This window comes from Gordonia sp. NPDC003950 (genome assembly GCF_053605205.1).
In genome coordinates this window covers 112,627-129,672 of sequence record NZ_JBSGIT010000003.1, presented here as the reverse complement: position 1 = coordinate 129,672, position 17,046 = coordinate 112,627, and the positions used below count along the sequence as shown (strand labels likewise).

Below are 17,046 nucleotides of genomic sequence, written 5' to 3'. Positions count from 1 at the left end.
GATCGTGTTGTCGTCGGGGCATCGGCGAACAGCTTGCGGAGGCACATTCATCGAACACCCGTTCGACATATTCAATATAGCTAGATCCGCTCCAGAGATCAAGATGCCCGATGCCACCGACAATCCGACCAGAGAGGCTTCTCGTGACGATCCGGCTCGTCAGGCTGCACGGACAGGATTCCGCTGTCTGGCTCGAGCCCGCGCTCGACATCTACGTCACGGCGATGAACTATCCGCGCGGCACCGAGCTACATCGGGCCGGACTCTGGCGCGAACACATCGCACGTACCGGTTGGACCGCGTTCGGCGCACTGCAGCGACCGTCCCCCTCGATGGTCAGGTCGATGGACGTCGCCCGGCGCCGCATCGGATCGCCGATCTCACCGGACGCCGACGAGGTCCTCGTCGGCGTCGCCTACGGATACCGCGGCGCCCGGGACCAATGGTGGAATCAGCAGTTACGGGCCGGTCTGCGGGTGTCCGGACGCGATCCGCACATCATCGACGAACTCACCGACAGCTACTTCGAACTGACCGAACTGCATGTCCACCCGACCGCCCAGGGACACGGGATCGGGCAGTGGTTGCTGTGTCAGCTCCTGGCCGACCGCCCCGAACGGCACGTGCTGCTCTCGACGCCCGAGATACCCGACGAAGGCAACCGCGCGTGGTCGCTCTATCGCCGGATGGGATTCTGCGACGTGCTGCGCAACTTCACCTTCACCGGCGATCCGCGTCCCTTCGCGTTTCTCGGCCGCGGACTGCCCCTGGTCGATCCCCCAACGACATCGGCAGGTCGCCATGCCTGCCCGTGACCGGTCGCATCACCTGCCACCGACGATCTCCCGATGATCTCCGGTCATCACACCACCGACGCCGTCGTGGTGGGCGGTGGTCACAACGGCCTGGTCGCCGCCGCCTACCTGGGCCGGGCCGGACGGTCGGTGCGCGTTCTGGAACGCGACACCGTGCCCGGCGGAGCCGTGTCGACCGTCGAACGCTTCCCCGGATATCGGGTCGACCGCGGCTCGTCGGCGCACCTGATGATCCGGCATTCCCCGGTGCCCGACGAGCTGTCCCTGAGCGAGACGGGACTGACCTACCTCGACTGCGATCCGTGGGCGTTCTGCCCGGCCACCGACACCGCCGGCCCGATCGTGTTCCGCACCGACCTCGACGCGACGTGCGCTTCCATCGAACGCGCATGCGGCCCCGAGGACGCCGCGGCCTATCGCGACTTCGTGGCCACCTGGACCCCGCGCGCCGAGGCACTCATGCGGTCGTTCTACCAACCGGCCACCCCCGGCCGGTTCGCGCAGGCGTTCGGCACCCTCGGATCCACCGCCACCACCGCGCGTCGCGGGCCGATCGGCGCGCGTTCGGGCCGGATGCTCTCGCTCACCCAGGAGCTGATGTCCTCCGGTGATGCCCTGCTGGATCGCTGGTTCCGCTCCGAACAGCTCAAGGCGGCCCTGGCCTGGTTCGGAGCGCAGTCCGGTCCGCCGATGAACGCTCCGGCGACCGCTCCGATGATCGGTTTCGCCGCGCTCATGCACCGGATACCGCCCGGACGTGCGGTCGGCGGCAGCGGCGCGCTCACCGAGGCGTTGTTACGCCGCATCGATTCCGACGGCGGTGAGGTGCGCACGGCATCCACCGCCATCGAGATCGGCCGATGCGGCGACCACTGGCGGGTAAGGACCGCCGACGGTGAGGGTCATTGCGGCCGAGCCGTCATCAGTGCCTGCCACATCATGACCACCCTCGAGTTGCTGCTGGCCGGCGGATTCGACGCCGATCTCCTCGCCCGATGGCGTTCGCAGATCGTCGTCGGCACCGGGATCGGCATGGCGGTGCGGCTGGGCACTCGCGATCTGCCCACCTACCGGGAACTGCCCGGCGACCTGCCCGCCCATGGCGTGCACTCCGGGCTCGGACTGCTGGTGTCGGACCGCGCGCACCTGCGACGCGCCGAGGCCGCGGCCGCCATCGGAGAACTCCCGGCGCGACCGGCCTGTGTGGCGATGAGCTACTCGGCGATCGATCCCTCCCTCGCCCCGGCCGACCGGCATCTGATCACCCTGTGGGCGCAGTGGCATCCGCGCCGGCTCGCCGACGGAACCTCGTGGTCGGCCGCCGAACACATCGCCACCGACGCAATCATCGCCGAACTCGAACGTCACGCCCCCGGCATCACCGACAGCGTCGAGCACCGCTTCGGACAGACCCCGGAGTTCCTCGAGTCCGAGTTGGGTCTCGTCGGCGGCAACATCATGCACGTCGAGATGTCGATCGACCAGATGTTCATGTTCCGGCCGCATCCGGACCTCTCCGGCCACACGGTGCCCGGCGCCGACGGAGTGTTGCTCGCCGGCGCATCGACCCATCCCGGCGGCGGCGTCACCGGTGCCAGCGGCCGCATCGCCGGACTCGCCGCGATCTCCCAGACCCGTCGTCGCCGTCGCTGACGCGCCGCGTCGGCTGCCGGGACGCCACGACGTGTCGCCCACCCCACGGCGACGGGTCTCTGGCACGATGAGCACCGTGCGCCCGCCGACTCCACGACCGATGCCGCGTCCCCGCAACCATCCCGGCCCCGCCTTCCTGCTCGCGGTGCTGCTCATGCTGGCCGCACCACTGATGTCGGGATGTCTGGAACGCTCGACGACGGTCGGCGATCGCTTCGCGGGCAGCGTGATCGTCGCGACGAGCCCGGACAATCCGCGCGGCGCACCGCAGTTCGACATCCCCGAATCGATGCGCCGCGACATCGCGATCACCGACTACCGCGAAACACCGTCGACCAGCGCCTCGGCGCAACCGGGCGGTGGCACCACGGAGGGGGACGACACCGCGACCCGGGTCGGTAGCCGGGCCACGTTCAGCAATCTCACCGCCGGACAACTCAGCCAACTCGGCGACATCGTGGCCGACAGCTTCGGCGACACGCCGATGACGATGGAGCTCAGTGCCAAACGTAGCGGCGACGTGGTGCGGTTCCGCGGCACCGCCGACCTCACCGGCCTGGTGGCCAACCGCGACTACGTGAAACTCACCATGTCCTTCGCGGGACCGGTGACCGCGACCAACGGCGACCAGAGCAGCGACACCTCGGTTTCGTGGACACCCGAACCGGGAAAACCCTCCGACTTCACCGCCGAGGCGACCTATGCCGATCCGGCCACCGCGGCGTTCGGCGGGTGGACGATCCTGATGGTGCTGATCTGCCTCGCGGTGGTCCTGGTGGTCGCCCGGCTGGCCTACGTCTCCCGTGATCGCAGCCCGCGCCCTGGCCGGCCCGCCGAGACGGCGAAGACCTCGAAGGCCGGCAAGCGATCGACAAACAAGAACACGAGCGCCGATCCCGCTTCCCCCGGGCCGTCGGGTCCCCGCGGCGACGAACCCGCGCGGGATGCGGCCGCGGTCGGATCGACGCCGACGGCGGGCCGCCACGAGGTACCCCGCTCGGAGAACACGTAGTCGCTGCTGCCGGTGTCGATGGTCAAGGCAGCCGACCCGCCGAACAGGTGATCGCGATCAGCCGACGGCGCTCGGCAACGCCTCGCGGGTGTCGACGCCGAGCCGTTCGAGAACCTCACAGGTGGCCTTGGCGAAGTTGAGACTGCAGAAGTGCAGGCACACGACGCCCTCGGCGATCAGCCGCTGCGCGGTCTCGGTGGCGAAATCGATACCCACCTGACGCACCGCGGCGCGGTCCTCCTCGGGACCGTCGCCGGCGGCCGCGGCGAAACGCTGCTCTACGGCCGGCGGGATCACCGACCCCGACAGCTGGGTCATCCGCCGCGCGCTGGCCAGCGAGGTGATGGGCATGAGGCCAGGGATCAGTGGCTTGTGCGCCTGTTCCGGATCGGCGGCGGCCACCCGGTCACGCAACCGCAGGAAGTCCTCGACATCGAAGAACATCTGCGACACCGAGTACTCCGCACCCGCTCGCAGCTTGTTGACCAGCACCTCGGTGTCCTGGGCGAGGTCACGGGCCCGATGGTGGCCTTCGGGGAAGGAGGCGACACCCACGTGGAAGTCGCCGAGACTCTCGATCAGTTCGACGAGTTCCTGCGCATACGACAGACCCTGCGGGTGCCGGACCCACTCGCCGAGGGGATCACCGGGCGGGTCGCCACGCAGGGCGAGCAGGTTGGTGATGCCCTGATCGGCGTAGGCGCCGACGAGTCCGCGCAGTTCGGCGATGCTGTGGTTGACCGCGGTCAGGTGGGCGACGGGCAGCAGCGTGGTCTGGGCGGCGAGTTCACCGGCGATGCGCACGGTGCGGTCCCGTGTTGAGCCACCGGCACCGTAGGTCAGCGACACGAAGGCCGGATCGAGGCGCTCGAAGACCCGCACCGCCCGCCACAGACGGGCCTCGGCGTCGGCGTCGCGTGGGGGGAAGAACTCGACCGAGAAATGCACCACGCCGTTGGCCGGCGGCGTGGCGAGGCGCTCGACGACGGACGTCGCCGGGGAGGAGGTGGTCACCGCGCCATTGTACGTACGCCGGGCGATCTCCTCCGCGCGGCGCACGCCGCTGAAGTTAGAGCGCCCTTTCCTCACTCCGTCACGGACTCGGACGCAGATTCCGTGGGGCGCGACGGCAGCCCCGGAGCGTCGCGCGCCATGCCCTAGCCTGAGTGGGTGACGCCGACCGTAGTCCCACCGACCTCGTTGTCGGAGGTGCCCGCCGCCTCCGGCGTCGTGCTCGAGGAGTTCTTCGCCCGCGCAGTGCCGGTGGCCACCGAGATCTCGCCGGTTGTCGGCCACGCCGCCGAGATCGTCGCCGACTTCGTGCGGTACGGCGGCAAACGGGTCCGGCCCACCTTCGGCTATGCGGGCTGGCTCTGCGGGATCGGCCACCCCGATCGTCGGCCACCGCAGCCGGAGCAGACCGCGACGGATGCGTTACGTGTCTGTGCCGCACTGGAACTCGTGCAGGCATGCGCCCTGATCCACGACGACATCATCGACCACTCCGACACGCGTCGCGGCCGCCCGACCGTGCACCGACTCTTCGAACAGCACCACCGGGAATCAGAGTGGTCCGGCGATGCCGCCGATCACGGTGTGGCGGCGGCGATCCTGGCCGGTGACTTCGCCCTGGCGTGGGCCGACGACATGGTTGCCGGACACTCCCCCGCCGGCGCGGATCCCACCGACGACGCACCGACTCCCCTGCCCGCCGCCGTCGGTTCGACGTGGGCGGCGATGCGCACCGAGGTCCTCGGTGGCCAGTATCTCGACATCGTCAACGAGGCCGCCGGCGACGACAGCGTCGAGGCGGCGTATCGGGTGATGCGATACAAGACCGCCGCCTACACCGTGGCCCGGCCTCTCGAACTCGGCGCCCGGATGGCCGGGGCGCCACCACAACTGCTCGACGACCTGGCCGCCGTCGGCCACGACCTCGGCATCGCCTTCCAGTTGCGTGACGACGTCCTCGGGGTATTCGGCGATCCCGACCGCACCGGCAAACCATCCGGCGACGACCTCGTCGAGGGCAAGCGCACGGTGCTGCTCGCCTCCGGGTTACGTCGGGCCACCGACCGCGACCCGACACTGGCCGACCGCCTGCGCGGATACCTCGGCCGGACGCTCGACTCCGACGAACTCGCCGGTGCCCGTTCGATCCTCGTCGACGTCGGCGCCCGTGCGGAGGTCGAGGACCGCGTCGACGGACTGCTCGGGTCGGCGACCGCACGCCTGGACGCGGCCGACATCGCAGCCGGCGTCCGGACCCAACTCCGCGGCCTGGCCGAGTCGATAGCGCACCGTGAGGCCTGATCGTCGATGCGCCACAGCGTGATCCCCGCCGGCGGCAGTGAGCTCACCGCCCACCGCGACGGCACCCGCACCGACATCTGGCGCGGCCTCGTCGGGTCGATCCTCGTCTGTCTCGGCGGGTTCGCGGTCGCCGATATCCCGCGCAATCATCCGGGACTCGCCGGTCTTGGTCTCGACGCGGTGACCTACGGACACGGTAAGACGTTGGGCGGCACCATCTTCTGGCTGGGTGTGGCGCTGATGATCTTCTCGTGGGTACGGATCGGCCGCCGCGTCGGCCCGCGGATCGCGCCCGCCGATCGTCCGTCGGCGACGACCATCCGCTGGGCCGTGATCGGCTGGGCTGCACCACTTCTGGTGTCCGTTCCGCTGTTCAGCCGGGATGTCTACGCCTATCTCGGCCAGGCGTCGGTGTTCGGTGCCGGGTTCGACCCGTACGCCGACGGCCCGGCACATCACCCGGGCCCGCTCGTCGACAGCATGGCGCAGGTCTGGGCGTCGACCACCGCTCCGTACGGCCCGATGTTCATGGCCATTGCCCGTGGTGTCGACGAGATCACCGGTGAGCACGTGTATCTCGGCGTCATCGCGATGCGCGTGGTGTTGCTGCCCGGGCTCGCACTGTCGTTGTGGGCCGTCGGGCGTCTGGCCGACCACTTCGGTGCCGGGGCGCAGGCCGGGCTGTGGCTGGCCCTGCTCAACCCGATGGTGCTGATCCACCTCGTCGGCGGACCTCACGTGGAGCTGCTGATGATGGGCCTGCTCGCCGCGGGTGTCGCCCTCGTCGTCGACGGCCGCCACGTCGCGGGGCTCGCCGTGCTGGGGCTCGCGGTCTCGGTCAAGATCACCGCGGGCGTGGCGATTCCGTTCATGCTGTGGATCTGGCTGGCGCACATACGCGCGCAGCGCACACTCACCGCCCGGGACGTGACGTCGACGCTCGCCGCGGTGGTGGCGGTCCCGGTGGCCGTGTTCGCCGCGTGGACGGCGGCACTGGGACTCGGTCTGGGCTGGCTGACCGGACTGGGGTGGGCCGATCGGATCATCAACTGGTTCACCCTGCCCACCGCAGCCGCCCACCTGGTCACGCTGGTGGCCGCACCCTTCACCTCGTTGAGCCTGTGGCCGGTGCTGACGGTGACACGGGCGATCGGGGCCGTCTGCCTGGCGGTCATCCTGGTCGCCCTGTGGTGGCGCGGTCGGCGCGACGAACGCTCCGCCATGACCGCACTGGCGTGGGCGATGCTGGCGGTGCTCGTGCTCGAACCGTCTACCCTGCCGTGGTACTACACGTGGGTTCTGGTGATCGCCGCCGCGTTCACGCTCCCCGAGTGGACCCGCGCCCTCGTCGTCGCCGTCTCCACCTTCATGCTGATCGTGTTCCAGCCCGACGACTCGATCGTGTTTTACAAGCTCCCCGAGGTGGTGCTGGCCGTCGCGCTGTCCGCGCTCGCGGCGATCTCGCTGATCCGCCCGGATCCGTTGCGGCTGCGGGCGCTCGCCCGTCGCGCCTGGGGTGAGTGACCGGGCCTTTGGCGCGTGTCCTCAGAACGCCTCGGCCTGCGCGCGGCGGATGACCTCCCGCGCCGAGTGCGTGTGCAGGGCCGCGGCCGGATACATGTCGAGATCGTCCTGCACCGTGAACAACCACGCCATCGCGTCGTCGCGGGTGAACCCGCCGTCGAGGAGTACGTCGACGAGACCGGTGAAATGCTTGGCGATCCCGAGGTCATCGAAGAACAGGCGCGGGATGGCCGGCTGTCGGTCTCGCGAGATGGCGAGCAGGCGATGGTCCCGGATGAGGGTGCGCACCTTGGACGATGACACCCGGAGTCGGGCTGCCACCTGATCGACGGAGTAGGTCTCGACGTCAGCGGGAATAATGTCCGGCGAGAGCGGAAGTGAACTCACCGCCCAGAGCCTACCGTCTCACCGCGCGCCGTGGCGCACGGTTGTGCACGACTCGCACGGTGGGACACGGGTAGATTGCATTGACGTGAAGGCTGGCGTCGACGAGGTGATCGGATCGGTCCTCGAGGACCGCTACCGCATCGATGCGCCGATTGCCCGTGGCGGGATGTCGGCGGTGTATCTCGGGGTGGATCTGCGACTCGGCCGCGACGTCGCGGTCAAGGTGATGGACACCCGGTATGCCGCCGATCCACAGTTCTTGCGCCGCTTCGAGTTCGAGGCGCGCGCGGTGGCCGGGCTGAAGCATCCCGGACTGGTGGCGGTCTACGACCAGGGCATCGACGACGGGGTGGCGTTCCTGGTGATGGAACTCGTCGAGGGCGGGAGCCTGCGCGAGTTGCTGCGCGAACGTGGACCGATGCCACCGCATGCCGTCGTGGCGGTCGCCGACCCGGTCCTGGGCGGCCTGGGCACCGCCCACCGCGCCGGACTGGTGCACCGCGACGTCAAACCGGAGAACGTCCTGATCTCCGATGCCGGGGAGGTCAAGGTCGCCGACTTCGGCCTGGTGCGCGCCGTCGCCGAATCCGGGGTCACCTCGGCGAGCGTCATTCTGGGCACCGCCGCCTACCTCTCCCCCGAGCAGGTGGAGGCGGGGCACGCCGACGCCCGCAGCGACGTGTACTCGATGGGCGTGATGATGTTCGAACTACTTACCGGCCGAACACCTTTCCGCGGTGACACCCCTCTGGCACTGGCGTACCAGCGACTCACCTACGATGTGCCGGCACCTGGTGATGTGATCGCCGGCGTACCCAACGAACTCGACGAGGTCGTGCTGCGGGCCACCGAACGACGGCCCGCCGACCGCTACGCCGACGGCTTCGCGATGCGGGAGGCACTCCTCGACGTCGCCGACGACCTCGACCTGCCGCCGTTCACCGTGCCCGCCCCACGCCGGTCGGCCGAACGCGACACGGTCGCACGTCTGCGCGCACGAGCGGGCGCCGCCCATCACACCCGCGTGGCCTCCCGTCCACAGCCGACCGCCCCCGACTCCGAGGCCGGCGACGACGAGGCACGCGAGGCATCCCGGCGCCCGTCACGTGCGGCCACGGCACGCGTCGAGACACCTCCCCATCCCCTCGCCGAGGAGATGGCCGATCCCGCGTCGGGTCGTCTCCGCGCGCTGATCTGGATCATCGTGGTGCTGATGCTCGCGGCCGTCGCCGGCGGCGTCGGATGGTGGGCGGGCTCGATGCTGCCGGTCACCTGAACCGTCGACGGAACGCCCTGTGCATGCCCGGGCGTCGTCAGCCGCGCAGCATCTCCGCGACCAGGAAGGCCAACTCCAGCGACTGCTGGGTGTTCAGGCGCGGATCGCAGGCCGTCTCGTACCGGCCGGCGAGGTCGAGATCGGAGATGTCCTGGGCCCCGCCGAGGCACTCGGTCACATCCTCGCCGGTCAACTCGATGTGGATGCCGCCCGGGTGGGTACCGAGAGCGTGATGGACCTCGAAGAAGCCCTGCACCTCGTCGACGACCCGGTCGAAGTGCCGGGTCTTGTAACCGGTCGACGACTCGTGGGTGTTGCCGTGCATCGGATCGCTCTGCCAGATCACCTTGTGGCCGCTGGCCTCGACGGCGGTCACGATGGCGGGCAGTACATCACGCACCTTGCCGTTGCCCATCCGCGCCACCAGCGTCAGCCGACCGGGCTCGTTGTAGGGATCGAGGCGCTCGACGTATTCGACTGCCTGCTCGGGGGTGGTCGACGGCCCGATCTTGACGCCGATCGGATTGCGGATCAGCTCGGCGAAGGCGATGTGGGCGCCGTCGAGTTGCCGGGTGCGTTCCCCGATCCAGAGGAAATGCGCGGACAAGTCGTAGAGCACCTTCCCGTCCGGGCCGGCACTCGGATCCTCGGGTGCGTCGGCCAGGCGCAGCAACGCGCGCTCGTAGTCCATGACCAGCGCCTCGTGCGAGGCGAAGATGTCGGCGGCACCCAGCGACGCGTCGTCGACGCCACAGGCGTCCATGAATCGCAGCCCGCGATCGATCTCGGCGGCGAGTGCCTCATACCGCGCACCGGCCGGTGAGGTGCGCACGAACTCGCGGTTCCAGTCGTGCACCCGGCGCAGGTCCGCCTCCGAATGAGTCAGTGCCCGAACGAGATTCATCGCCGCGGAGGCGTTGGCGTAGGCGCGGACCAGGCGCGAGGGATCGTGGATGCGCACACCCGCTTCCGCCGGGAACCCGTTGACCATGTCACCGCGATAGGACGGCAGGCCGAGGGCGTCGGTGTCCGACGAGCGCGGCTTGGCGTACTGCCCGGCGATTCGGGCGAGTTTGACCACCGGCATGCTGGCGCCGTAGGTGAGCACCACCGCCATCTGCAGCAGCGTGCGGATGTTGCCCTTGATGTGCGGCTCGGTGTTGTCGGCGAACGTCTCGGCACAGTCACCGCCCTGCAGCAGGAAGGCGCGGCCCTGCGCGACCTCGGCGAGCTGCTCGCCGAGCGTGCGCACCTCGGCGGGCATGCAGATCGGCGGAACACTTTCCAGCACCGTGCGCATCCGGCGGGCCTCGTCGGCGGGCCAGCTCGGCTGCTGCAGGGCGGGCCGGCCGAGGGCATCGGCAAAGCGCGCCTGCAGGTCACCCGGCAACGGCGGGAGTTCGGGCAATTCGTCGATCGGAACGTCTACGGTCCAGTTCACCACCCGTCCAGGGTAGCGACCGGCCGGAGACCATCATCCCGGGACCGCCATATCGGCGTCGACGACGTCCGCGACACCCACGACGCCACGACGCCGGTTCAGCGCATGGAGGTCCGGGACCGTTCGATCGCCTGCCACTTGCGAAAGTTGTGCCGGGCATCGGCCAGCGCATCGTGGGCATCGGCGGGTGCCGACGGCAGCGCCGGCCGTCCGGCCGCGTCCCAGTGCTGCCGCAACTCGCGGGTGTAGCGGGGGATCTGGCGTGGCAGCGCCGTCATCGGACCCCACAACTGGCAGAGCGCGACGTGGTCATAGGCGCCGACCCAGGCCCACAACTCGATGTCGTCGCCGGTCTCGGTGAGGAAGGCGAAGAGTTCGTCGCGGATCTGCCGACGTGACCGCCACACCGACGCCGACGGGGACGGGAGTTTGGGCAGGACGTTGGCCCGCACCCACCCACCGGCACGCGCCGGATCGAACTCGGTGGACACCGCGTAGAATTCCCGTCCGTCCTCCGCGACGACACCCATCGAGATGAGCTCGATCGTGGTGCCGTCCTCGATAAACTCCGAATCGTAGAAGAACCGCATACTGGTAAGTATGCGCACCCGCCATCCGAGTGGACATCACCGGAAGAAACGAAGGCCATGAACGCTCCGCTGACCGCACTCGACGAGCGACTGGGCCGCTGGTCGCCCTCGCGTGCGGTGCGCGTGCTCATCGGCGTGGCATTCGCGGTGTCGGCGGGGATGCAGATGTTCGGGGTGCCGTTCACCTCCAACTTCGGCACCCGCACCCGCATAGACCTCGACGTCTACCGGATCGGCGCGCAGATCTGGCAGGACGGTCAGAGCCTCTACGCCGACGGATCGATGCCCTTCACCAGCGATGGCATCTGGTTGCCGTTCACCTATCCGCCGTTCGCGGCCCTCGGCTTCGTGCCGCTGGGTGCCATGCCGCTGCCGGTGGCCGGGGTGATCATGTCGGTGGTGACCACCGCCCTGGTGGTGGTGATCCTGCACATCGTGGCGACGCTGCTGTCGATCGGTAACCGCGGGAACCGCTGGTGGTTGGCCCTGCTCATCGCCACCGGGACGTTGTGGCTCAATCCGGTGTGGATGACCCTCGGTTTCGGCCAGGTCAACGTGATCCTGATGGCGATGATCATCGTCGACATCTTCGTGATCACCCGACTACGCCGCCCGTGGACCCGCGGGCAGGGAATTCTCATCGGATTGGCGTCGGCCATCAAACTGACGCCCCTGGTGTTCATCGGGGTGTTCATCGTCGCCCGCCGGTGGCGTGCGGTGGCGACCGCCGCGGCCACCTTCGTGCTCGCCGGCGCCTTTGCGTGGGTGTGGTTGCCGCACGACTCCTACGGGTACTGGACGCACACCCTGTTCCACACCACCCGCATCGGTGATCCGGCCGGCCGGATCAATCAAAACCTCAACGCCGCGTGGATTCGCATCCTGCCCGGACTCGACGGTCAGATCGCGTGGGTGATCAGCGCGCTGGTCATCACCGCATTGGCGGTGTGCGCCGTGCGCGCCTGCCACCCGGTGGAGTCCTTCCGCGCCCGCGCCGACACCACCGCCCGCATCAATGCGGTGCTGGCCACCTGCGTGATCGCGGTCTGGGGCCTGCTCGTCTCGCCCACATCGTGGGCGCATCACTGGGTGTGGGCGATCCCACTGATCCTCACCGCGGTGACCGTCGCGGCGCGCACGACCTCACGGGCCGGCCGGATCGGCTACCTGACGTTGGCAATGACCGGGCTGATCCTGTTCTCGCTGGGCCCGTTCCAGTTCCTGGCGCAGGACTCCTCGACGTGGTCGGTATGGGGCCACATCGTCGGCAGCTCGTACTCGATCTGGGGCATCGCCGCGCTCGTGCTGATCTGGCGCCTGCCGTACACCCCCGCCTCCGACGACACCGCCGGACGTGCCGGGGCCGATCGCACCCTGGCCGACAGCCACACTCGCTGAGGCGCACACCGACCCATCAAGCGCCGGCGAGCGGCCTTCCCAACCCTGACGGGGGGTGATCAGGCCGCCGGGGTCTCCTTCGGGTGTTCGGACTGCTTGCGTTCCTTCAGCGACGCCGCGTACACGTCGACGTACTGCTGACCGGTCAATCGCATGAGCTCGTACATGATCTCGTCGGTGACCGCACGCTCAATGAACCGATTGCCCTGCATGCCCTCGTAGCGGTCGAAGTTCAGCGGTTTGCCGACCTTCACGATGACCCGGGTCGGTCGCGGCAGCACCGTCCCCGGCGGATTGAACTTGTCGGTGCCGATCATCGCGATCGGGATCACCGGCACACCGGTCTCCAGCGCGATACGCGCCAGCCCCGTCTTGCCTTTGTAAAGACGACCGTCCGGTGACCGGGTGCCCTCCGGATACATCCCCATCAGTTCACCCTTCTCCAACTGCCGGCTCGCCGCGGTCAGCGCGCCGGCCGCGGCCTCGGCCCCGGACCGGTCGATGGGGATCTGGCCGACGGCGGTGTAGAACCACCGCTGGAACGCGCCCTTGAGGCCGCGACCGGTGAAGTACTCCGCCTTGGCGAGGAAGTAGATCCGGCGCGGGCACATCAGCGGAAGGAAGAAACTATCCATCACCGCAAGGTGATTGCTCGCCAGGATGGCGGGTCCGCGGGCCGGTATATTCTCCAGCCCCTCCACCGTCGGACGCCCCAGCACCCGCAGAATCGGCCCCAGGAACACATACTTGAACGCGTAGTACCACATCGGTCTTTTCAGTACCTTCCATCACGCCGTGAGCGCGCCTCGGCCCGGTTGGAACATTACTCACTCACCGCTGCCGCCGGTGCGGCATCGGCCGTCTGTCCACGAAGTGCCGCAAGACCTTGACGGGCCACCGCGGCCGCGCCGAGGACACCGGCATTCTCCCCCAATTGCGTGCCCCGGATACGGGCGAGTTGACGGTGCCCGGCCCCGGTGACCAGACGCGCGTAGTGTTCGCGGGCCTCATCCAGGTACAACCCCGACGCCGACCCCACACCACCGGCGATCACGATCAGATCGGGGTCGAAGACGTCGGCGATCATCGCCAGGCCCTGACCGAGCGAGGCCGCGAACGCGGCGAACGCGGCCACCGCCACGGCATCGCCGTCGGCGGCCGCACCGGCCACCCGGCGGCCGGTCAAGGAGCCCGGATCGGCGGCCACATCTGCGGCCAGCTGACTGCGCCCCCAATCACCGTCGGCCAGCAGCTCCACCACGGTGTCCACCAGACCGGTTCCGCTGCAATACCTTTCCCAGCAACCCCGCTTGCCGCACGAGCATTGCCTGCCGTCCGGGACGACCGTGAGATGACCGAGTTCGGGAGCGACACCGAAACTGCCGCGGTAGATCCGCCCGTCGATGAGCAGACCGGCACCGATGCCGGTGCCGATCGCGAGCACCAGGGCATTGTGGCCGCGTGCGGCGGCGCCGAAACGCTGTTCGGCGACCGCGGCGGAGTTCGCATCGTGTTCGGTGAACACCGGAATCCCGATGCGGGCGGTCATCTCCTGCGCCACCGCCGTCTCCCGCCACGGCAGGTGCGGGGCGAAACGCACGATCTGCCGGTCGGGCGTGAGGAATCCGGCGATCGCCATCCCCACGGCCCCGGCCGACCACCGCGAGGTGAGTTCACCGACCAGCCGGTCCAGGCAGTGCTCGAGAGCGAGGGCCGTCGGCGGTGTCGCCGCGCGCAGCGTGTCGAGCATGACCCCGGCGTCGTCGACGACCGCGGCGCGAACACTGGTGCCGCCGATGTCGATTCCGATCGTCAGCTCACTCATCACATCTCACTTTCCGGCGTCCCCGGAGCCGGGCGCGGCCACGGATCGACGCGAGACCTGTCGGACGCACCCGGACCGGGACGCGCACCCGGAGCCGGGCGCGACGGCGGAACATCGAGTTGCACCGTGATCGGCTGGTAGTGACGCGGCGGCGGCGCGTTCTCGGGCGGAACGCTGCGCAGCGCCTCCACGACGGCCTCGAGCACCGTGATGAGGGCCGCGATCAGCCGGGCCAAAAGATCACTGATCTCCCGGATCAGCGAACCGATCTCGCCGATGGCGTCGGCACCGAAGCCTTCGCGCACAAACGAATCCATGCCGGGTATCGAACTCGCCGAACCCGCACCCGCCGAACCCGCGGCGGCGTTGCCCGAGCCGAACCACGACGCCACGGTGTCGATCTGGGCGGCCAGCGCCAACAGCAGATCACGCAGCGGATCCCCCACCGTCTCGTGGCGGCGCGAACCCGACTGATGCGAACCGGACTGATGCGAACCGGACTGATGCGAACCGGACTGGGACCCGGGCGCACCGTTGCCGGCGTGCCCGCTGTCGTCGGTTCCCATGTGTGCTCCATCTCGGCGAGGCGATCCGGTGGGAGCCTCGGCCGTCAATAATCGTGCAGTGGCGGATCGTGTCCGGTGGTGGCGGATCGTGTAATGGCGGATCGTGCAATGGCACGGTACCCGGTGAACCCACCCCATTGCATCAGCGGGGCGCCCAAGTGAAGGGACCGCTCAGGCCCCGCGATCGCGGGGCCAGACGGCGGGGTCGGGAGTGAACTGCACCCGCACGTGCGTCCCGTCCCACCGGGCGGTTCGGACGACGCAGCGCCGCAGGACCGACGGCAGACGAACGCCGTACCGGAACCCGTCGACGGTGACCAACAGGTCGTCGCCGCTGCGCCCGAGGTCGAAGCGTTGCGGGTCCGGCAGCCGTTGCGCCCAGGCCATCTCGAACACCGAATCCACCCCGGTACCCGACACCGTGACGACCGTCGGGTCCGCGCTGCCGCGCGCCTGGCCTGACGGTTTCGCCAGTGCCACAGCAAGTCTGCGCAGTCGCGCCGGCCGGTCCACCGGCGCGTCCGCCGCGGCCACCGTGACCAGCGACAGCTGCGGATCCTGGAGTGTCACCACCGCCGCCGGCCCGGCGCACACGCCCTCGTTGACGACGACCGAACGCACCGGCAACCCCATCACGTCGGCGACGGCGAGATGCCGGGACAGCACCCGTCCGCCGCGACGATCGGCCGAGACGACAAGATGGGCGGCCACCACGTCGGCGTCGACCAGCAGCTCGGTGATGTCGTCACAGTCGCGGGCGATCGCGTCGATCGCCGCGGTCAGTTGCGCCCACAGCGGCTTCTCCGCGGCCGCGGCCAGCCGCCGGTGCCGGGGCCAGAGGCGTTCGAGCGCCTGACCGAGCACCGCGGGCGCGCGCAGCACCGCGAACGGATCACCCGTACCCGACAGGTCCACCACCACGCGCTGCCACTCGCCGCTCGTCGCTTCATCGCGAATCCGCTTGAGCAACAAGAACTCCTCGACGCCGGGCAGCGATGCGAGCTCGGCCGCGTCGATACCGGCGATGGTGCTCACGATGGGCAGTGCCACCTTGGATTCGCGCACGCTCATACCCAGCAACGACCCGAAGGCCCTCCATGAGTGTTCCAGCAGATCCAGCCGGTCCAGCGTCAGCAGGTGAAGTCCGGATGCGACCGCGACCGGTTCACCGGACACCCGGAAGACGCCGAGAAGATCCGGCGTCGCCGACAATCGATCGACCGTGATCAGCAGAGTGTGCCGGTCCGGTGGGGTCAGCGGCGTCGGAGACCGGCGTCGGGTGCCGCGGTCACGACGCATGGCTCCGGCTGCCGCGACAACCGAGATCCCGGAGCCGCCCGGACCCAGCACCAGGTGGATGGGGGTGAGATCGATCAGCCTTCGACCCTCTTCTTCAGGTCGTTGAGCGCGGTGTCGGTGATGGCCTTCTCCGCGCGCCGTTTGAGTTGGCCGATCATCGGCACCACCAGGTCGACCATCAGGGTGTAGGTCACCTTCGTCGACCCCGGCACCTGCTGGGTGACCTCGTAGCGGCCCCGCTGATCACGTTGAAGGTCGCTGGACACCAGTCTCCATGACACCCCGGAGTTGTCGTCGTCCCACTCGTAGCGCAATTCGTAGGTGTCCTGCAGGACACCGGCATCGAGGACGAACCGCACCTGCCGGGGACGGCCGGCGGCATCACGTTCGGTCACCTCGACCTCACGGGCCGCACTCACCCATCGCGGATAGTTCTCGAAATCCGCGATCACCGCCATGACGTCGGCGGCATCGGCGTTGACGATCACCGACCGCTCGGTGTGGTCGGCCATCAGTGACCCGCCTGCACGGCGTCGACGGCCGGTTCACCCGCGCCGCGGAGCCCCTCGAGGTCGGCCTTGACCTCGAACGCCATCACCTTGCCCGCGACCCGGCGTCGACGATTGAGCTCGGCCACCGCGCGCATCCGTGCCTGGTCGTCGGTGGGCAGCGCGGCGGTCGGTTCGGCGTGCAGAAAGTAATGCAGCACGAATCCGTCGAGCACCGGCTCACACCAGATCTCCATCGTCCCCGACAACGGCCCGGACACCCGCCACCGCACACCGGCGGTCCCACGGTCCTCGACGACTTCCAGACGCAGATCCGGCCACCAGCGCCGCCATCTGCCCCGATCCCCGACCACCCCGGCCCCCAGCTCCGGCGCCGCGGCGACAAAGGTGTCGTCCGCCACCTGAATGCTCGTCACGGTCTTAGCTTCACATACTCGG

Annotated in this window: 17 protein-coding genes; 7 read left to right on the top strand and 10 right to left on the bottom strand. The window is 69.2% G+C overall.

Translation table 11 applies throughout. The features are described 5' to 3' along the window. The first annotated feature begins 143 nt into the window (after positions 1 to 143). The 3 genes from ACWETB_RS03660 (at position 144) to ACWETB_RS03650 (ending at position 3,480) form a co-directional block, all read left to right on the top strand. The gene (locus ACWETB_RS03660) at positions 144 to 815 is read left to right on the top strand and encodes a GNAT family N-acetyltransferase (RefSeq protein ID WP_449743698.1); all 672 of its coding nucleotides are present in this window, start codon (positions 144 to 146) and stop codon (positions 813 to 815) included. Between the two features lie 33 nt (positions 816 to 848). After that, a complete protein-coding gene (locus ACWETB_RS03655; protein ID WP_452209340.1) occupies positions 849 to 2,468 on the top strand; it encodes a phytoene desaturase family protein in 1,620 nt (539 codons plus the stop codon). 67 nt (positions 2,469 to 2,535) lie between these two features. Beyond that, a complete protein-coding gene (locus ACWETB_RS03650; protein ID WP_449743700.1) occupies positions 2,536 to 3,480 on the top strand; it encodes an LppM family (lipo)protein in 945 nt (314 codons plus the stop codon). Between the two features lie 57 nt (positions 3,481 to 3,537). On the opposite strand, the gene ACWETB_RS03645 is transcribed toward ACWETB_RS03650, so the two are convergent. After that, positions 3,538 to 4,494 carry a methylenetetrahydrofolate reductase gene (locus tag ACWETB_RS03645; RefSeq protein WP_348804099.1) on the bottom strand — a complete coding sequence of 319 codons (957 nt, stop codon included), beginning with the start codon at positions 4,492 to 4,494 and terminating at the stop codon, positions 3,538 to 3,540. Positions 4,495 to 4,650: 156 nt separating this feature from the next. Here ACWETB_RS03645 and ACWETB_RS03640 point away from each other — a divergent pair, with 156 nt between their 5' ends. Together ACWETB_RS03640 and mptB are read left to right on the top strand one after the other, a co-directional pair. Further along, positions 4,651 to 5,793, top strand: a complete 1,143-nt coding sequence (locus ACWETB_RS03640; protein WP_452209337.1) for a polyprenyl synthetase family protein — start codon at positions 4,651 to 4,653, stop codon at positions 5,791 to 5,793. 6 nt (positions 5,794 to 5,799) lie between these two features. Next, the gene (gene mptB / locus ACWETB_RS03635; protein ID WP_452209335.1) at positions 5,800 to 7,317 is read left to right on the top strand and encodes a polyprenol phosphomannose-dependent alpha 1,6 mannosyltransferase MptB; all 1,518 of its coding nucleotides are present in this window, start codon (positions 5,800 to 5,802) and stop codon (positions 7,315 to 7,317) included. A 21-nt stretch (positions 7,318 to 7,338) separates the two neighbouring features. On the opposite strand, the gene ACWETB_RS03630 is transcribed toward mptB, so the two are convergent. Then, positions 7,339 to 7,704, bottom strand: a complete 366-nt coding sequence (locus ACWETB_RS03630) for an Rv2175c family DNA-binding protein (RefSeq protein ID WP_449743703.1) — start codon at positions 7,702 to 7,704, stop codon at positions 7,339 to 7,341. Positions 7,705 to 7,789: 85 nt separating this feature from the next. On the opposite strand from ACWETB_RS03630, the gene ACWETB_RS03625 reads away from it, so the two are divergent. Next, the gene (locus tag ACWETB_RS03625; protein ID WP_449743704.1) at positions 7,790 to 8,980 is read left to right on the top strand and encodes a protein kinase domain-containing protein; all 1,191 of its coding nucleotides are present in this window, start codon (positions 7,790 to 7,792) and stop codon (positions 8,978 to 8,980) included. Between the two features lie 37 nt (positions 8,981 to 9,017). On the opposite strand, the gene ACWETB_RS03620 is transcribed toward ACWETB_RS03625, so the two are convergent. Further along, on the bottom strand, positions 9,018 to 10,424 hold the full coding sequence (locus ACWETB_RS03620; RefSeq protein WP_449743705.1) for a class II 3-deoxy-7-phosphoheptulonate synthase: 1,407 nt from the start codon (positions 10,422 to 10,424) through the stop codon (positions 9,018 to 9,020). A gap of 95 nt (positions 10,425 to 10,519) precedes the next feature. Next, positions 10,520 to 11,011: a polyadenylate-specific 3'-exoribonuclease AS gene (locus ACWETB_RS03615; RefSeq protein ID WP_348804105.1), complete on the bottom strand. Its 492-nt coding sequence runs from the start codon at positions 11,009 to 11,011 to the stop codon at positions 10,520 to 10,522. 57 nt (positions 11,012 to 11,068) lie between these two features. Between ACWETB_RS03615 and ACWETB_RS03610 the strand changes: the two genes are divergently transcribed. Beyond that, positions 11,069 to 12,409 (top strand): glycosyltransferase 87 family protein, encoded by a 1,341-nt coding sequence (locus ACWETB_RS03610; protein WP_452209332.1) that lies wholly within the window; start codon positions 11,069 to 11,071, stop codon positions 12,407 to 12,409. A 59-nt stretch (positions 12,410 to 12,468) separates the two neighbouring features. Here ACWETB_RS03610 and ACWETB_RS03605 read toward each other — a convergent pair whose 3' ends face one another. The 6 genes from ACWETB_RS03605 to ACWETB_RS03580 all read right to left on the bottom strand — a co-directional run bounded on the left by ACWETB_RS03605 (position 12,469) and on the right by ACWETB_RS03580 (position 17,024). After that, positions 12,469 to 13,176 (bottom strand): lysophospholipid acyltransferase family protein, encoded by a 708-nt coding sequence (locus tag ACWETB_RS03605; protein ID WP_449743707.1) that lies wholly within the window; start codon positions 13,174 to 13,176, stop codon positions 12,469 to 12,471. Positions 13,177 to 13,232: 56 nt separating this feature from the next. Beyond that, positions 13,233 to 14,234, bottom strand: a complete 1,002-nt coding sequence (locus ACWETB_RS03600) for an ROK family protein (RefSeq protein ID WP_449743708.1) — start codon at positions 14,232 to 14,234, stop codon at positions 13,233 to 13,235. Continuing rightward, a complete protein-coding gene (locus ACWETB_RS03595) occupies positions 14,234 to 14,800 on the bottom strand; it encodes a hypothetical protein (RefSeq protein WP_452209329.1) in 567 nt (188 codons plus the stop codon). The genes ACWETB_RS03600 and ACWETB_RS03595 overlap by 1 nt, the downstream gene beginning before the upstream one ends. A gap of 171 nt (positions 14,801 to 14,971) precedes the next feature. Beyond that, on the bottom strand, positions 14,972 to 16,153 hold the full coding sequence (locus tag ACWETB_RS03590; RefSeq protein ID WP_449743880.1) for an ArsA-related P-loop ATPase: 1,182 nt from the start codon (positions 16,151 to 16,153) through the stop codon (positions 14,972 to 14,974). Between the two features lie 20 nt (positions 16,154 to 16,173). Beyond that, complete coding sequence (locus ACWETB_RS03585; RefSeq protein ID WP_449743710.1) at positions 16,174 to 16,611, bottom strand: SRPBCC family protein; 438 nt, start codon at positions 16,609 to 16,611, stop codon at positions 16,174 to 16,176. Further along, positions 16,611 to 17,024, bottom strand: coding sequence for a hypothetical protein (locus ACWETB_RS03580; protein ID WP_449743711.1), 414 nt, complete (start codon positions 17,022 to 17,024; stop codon positions 16,611 to 16,613). The genes ACWETB_RS03585 and ACWETB_RS03580 overlap by 1 nt, the downstream gene beginning before the upstream one ends. Positions 17,025 to 17,046 lie beyond the last annotated feature (22 nt).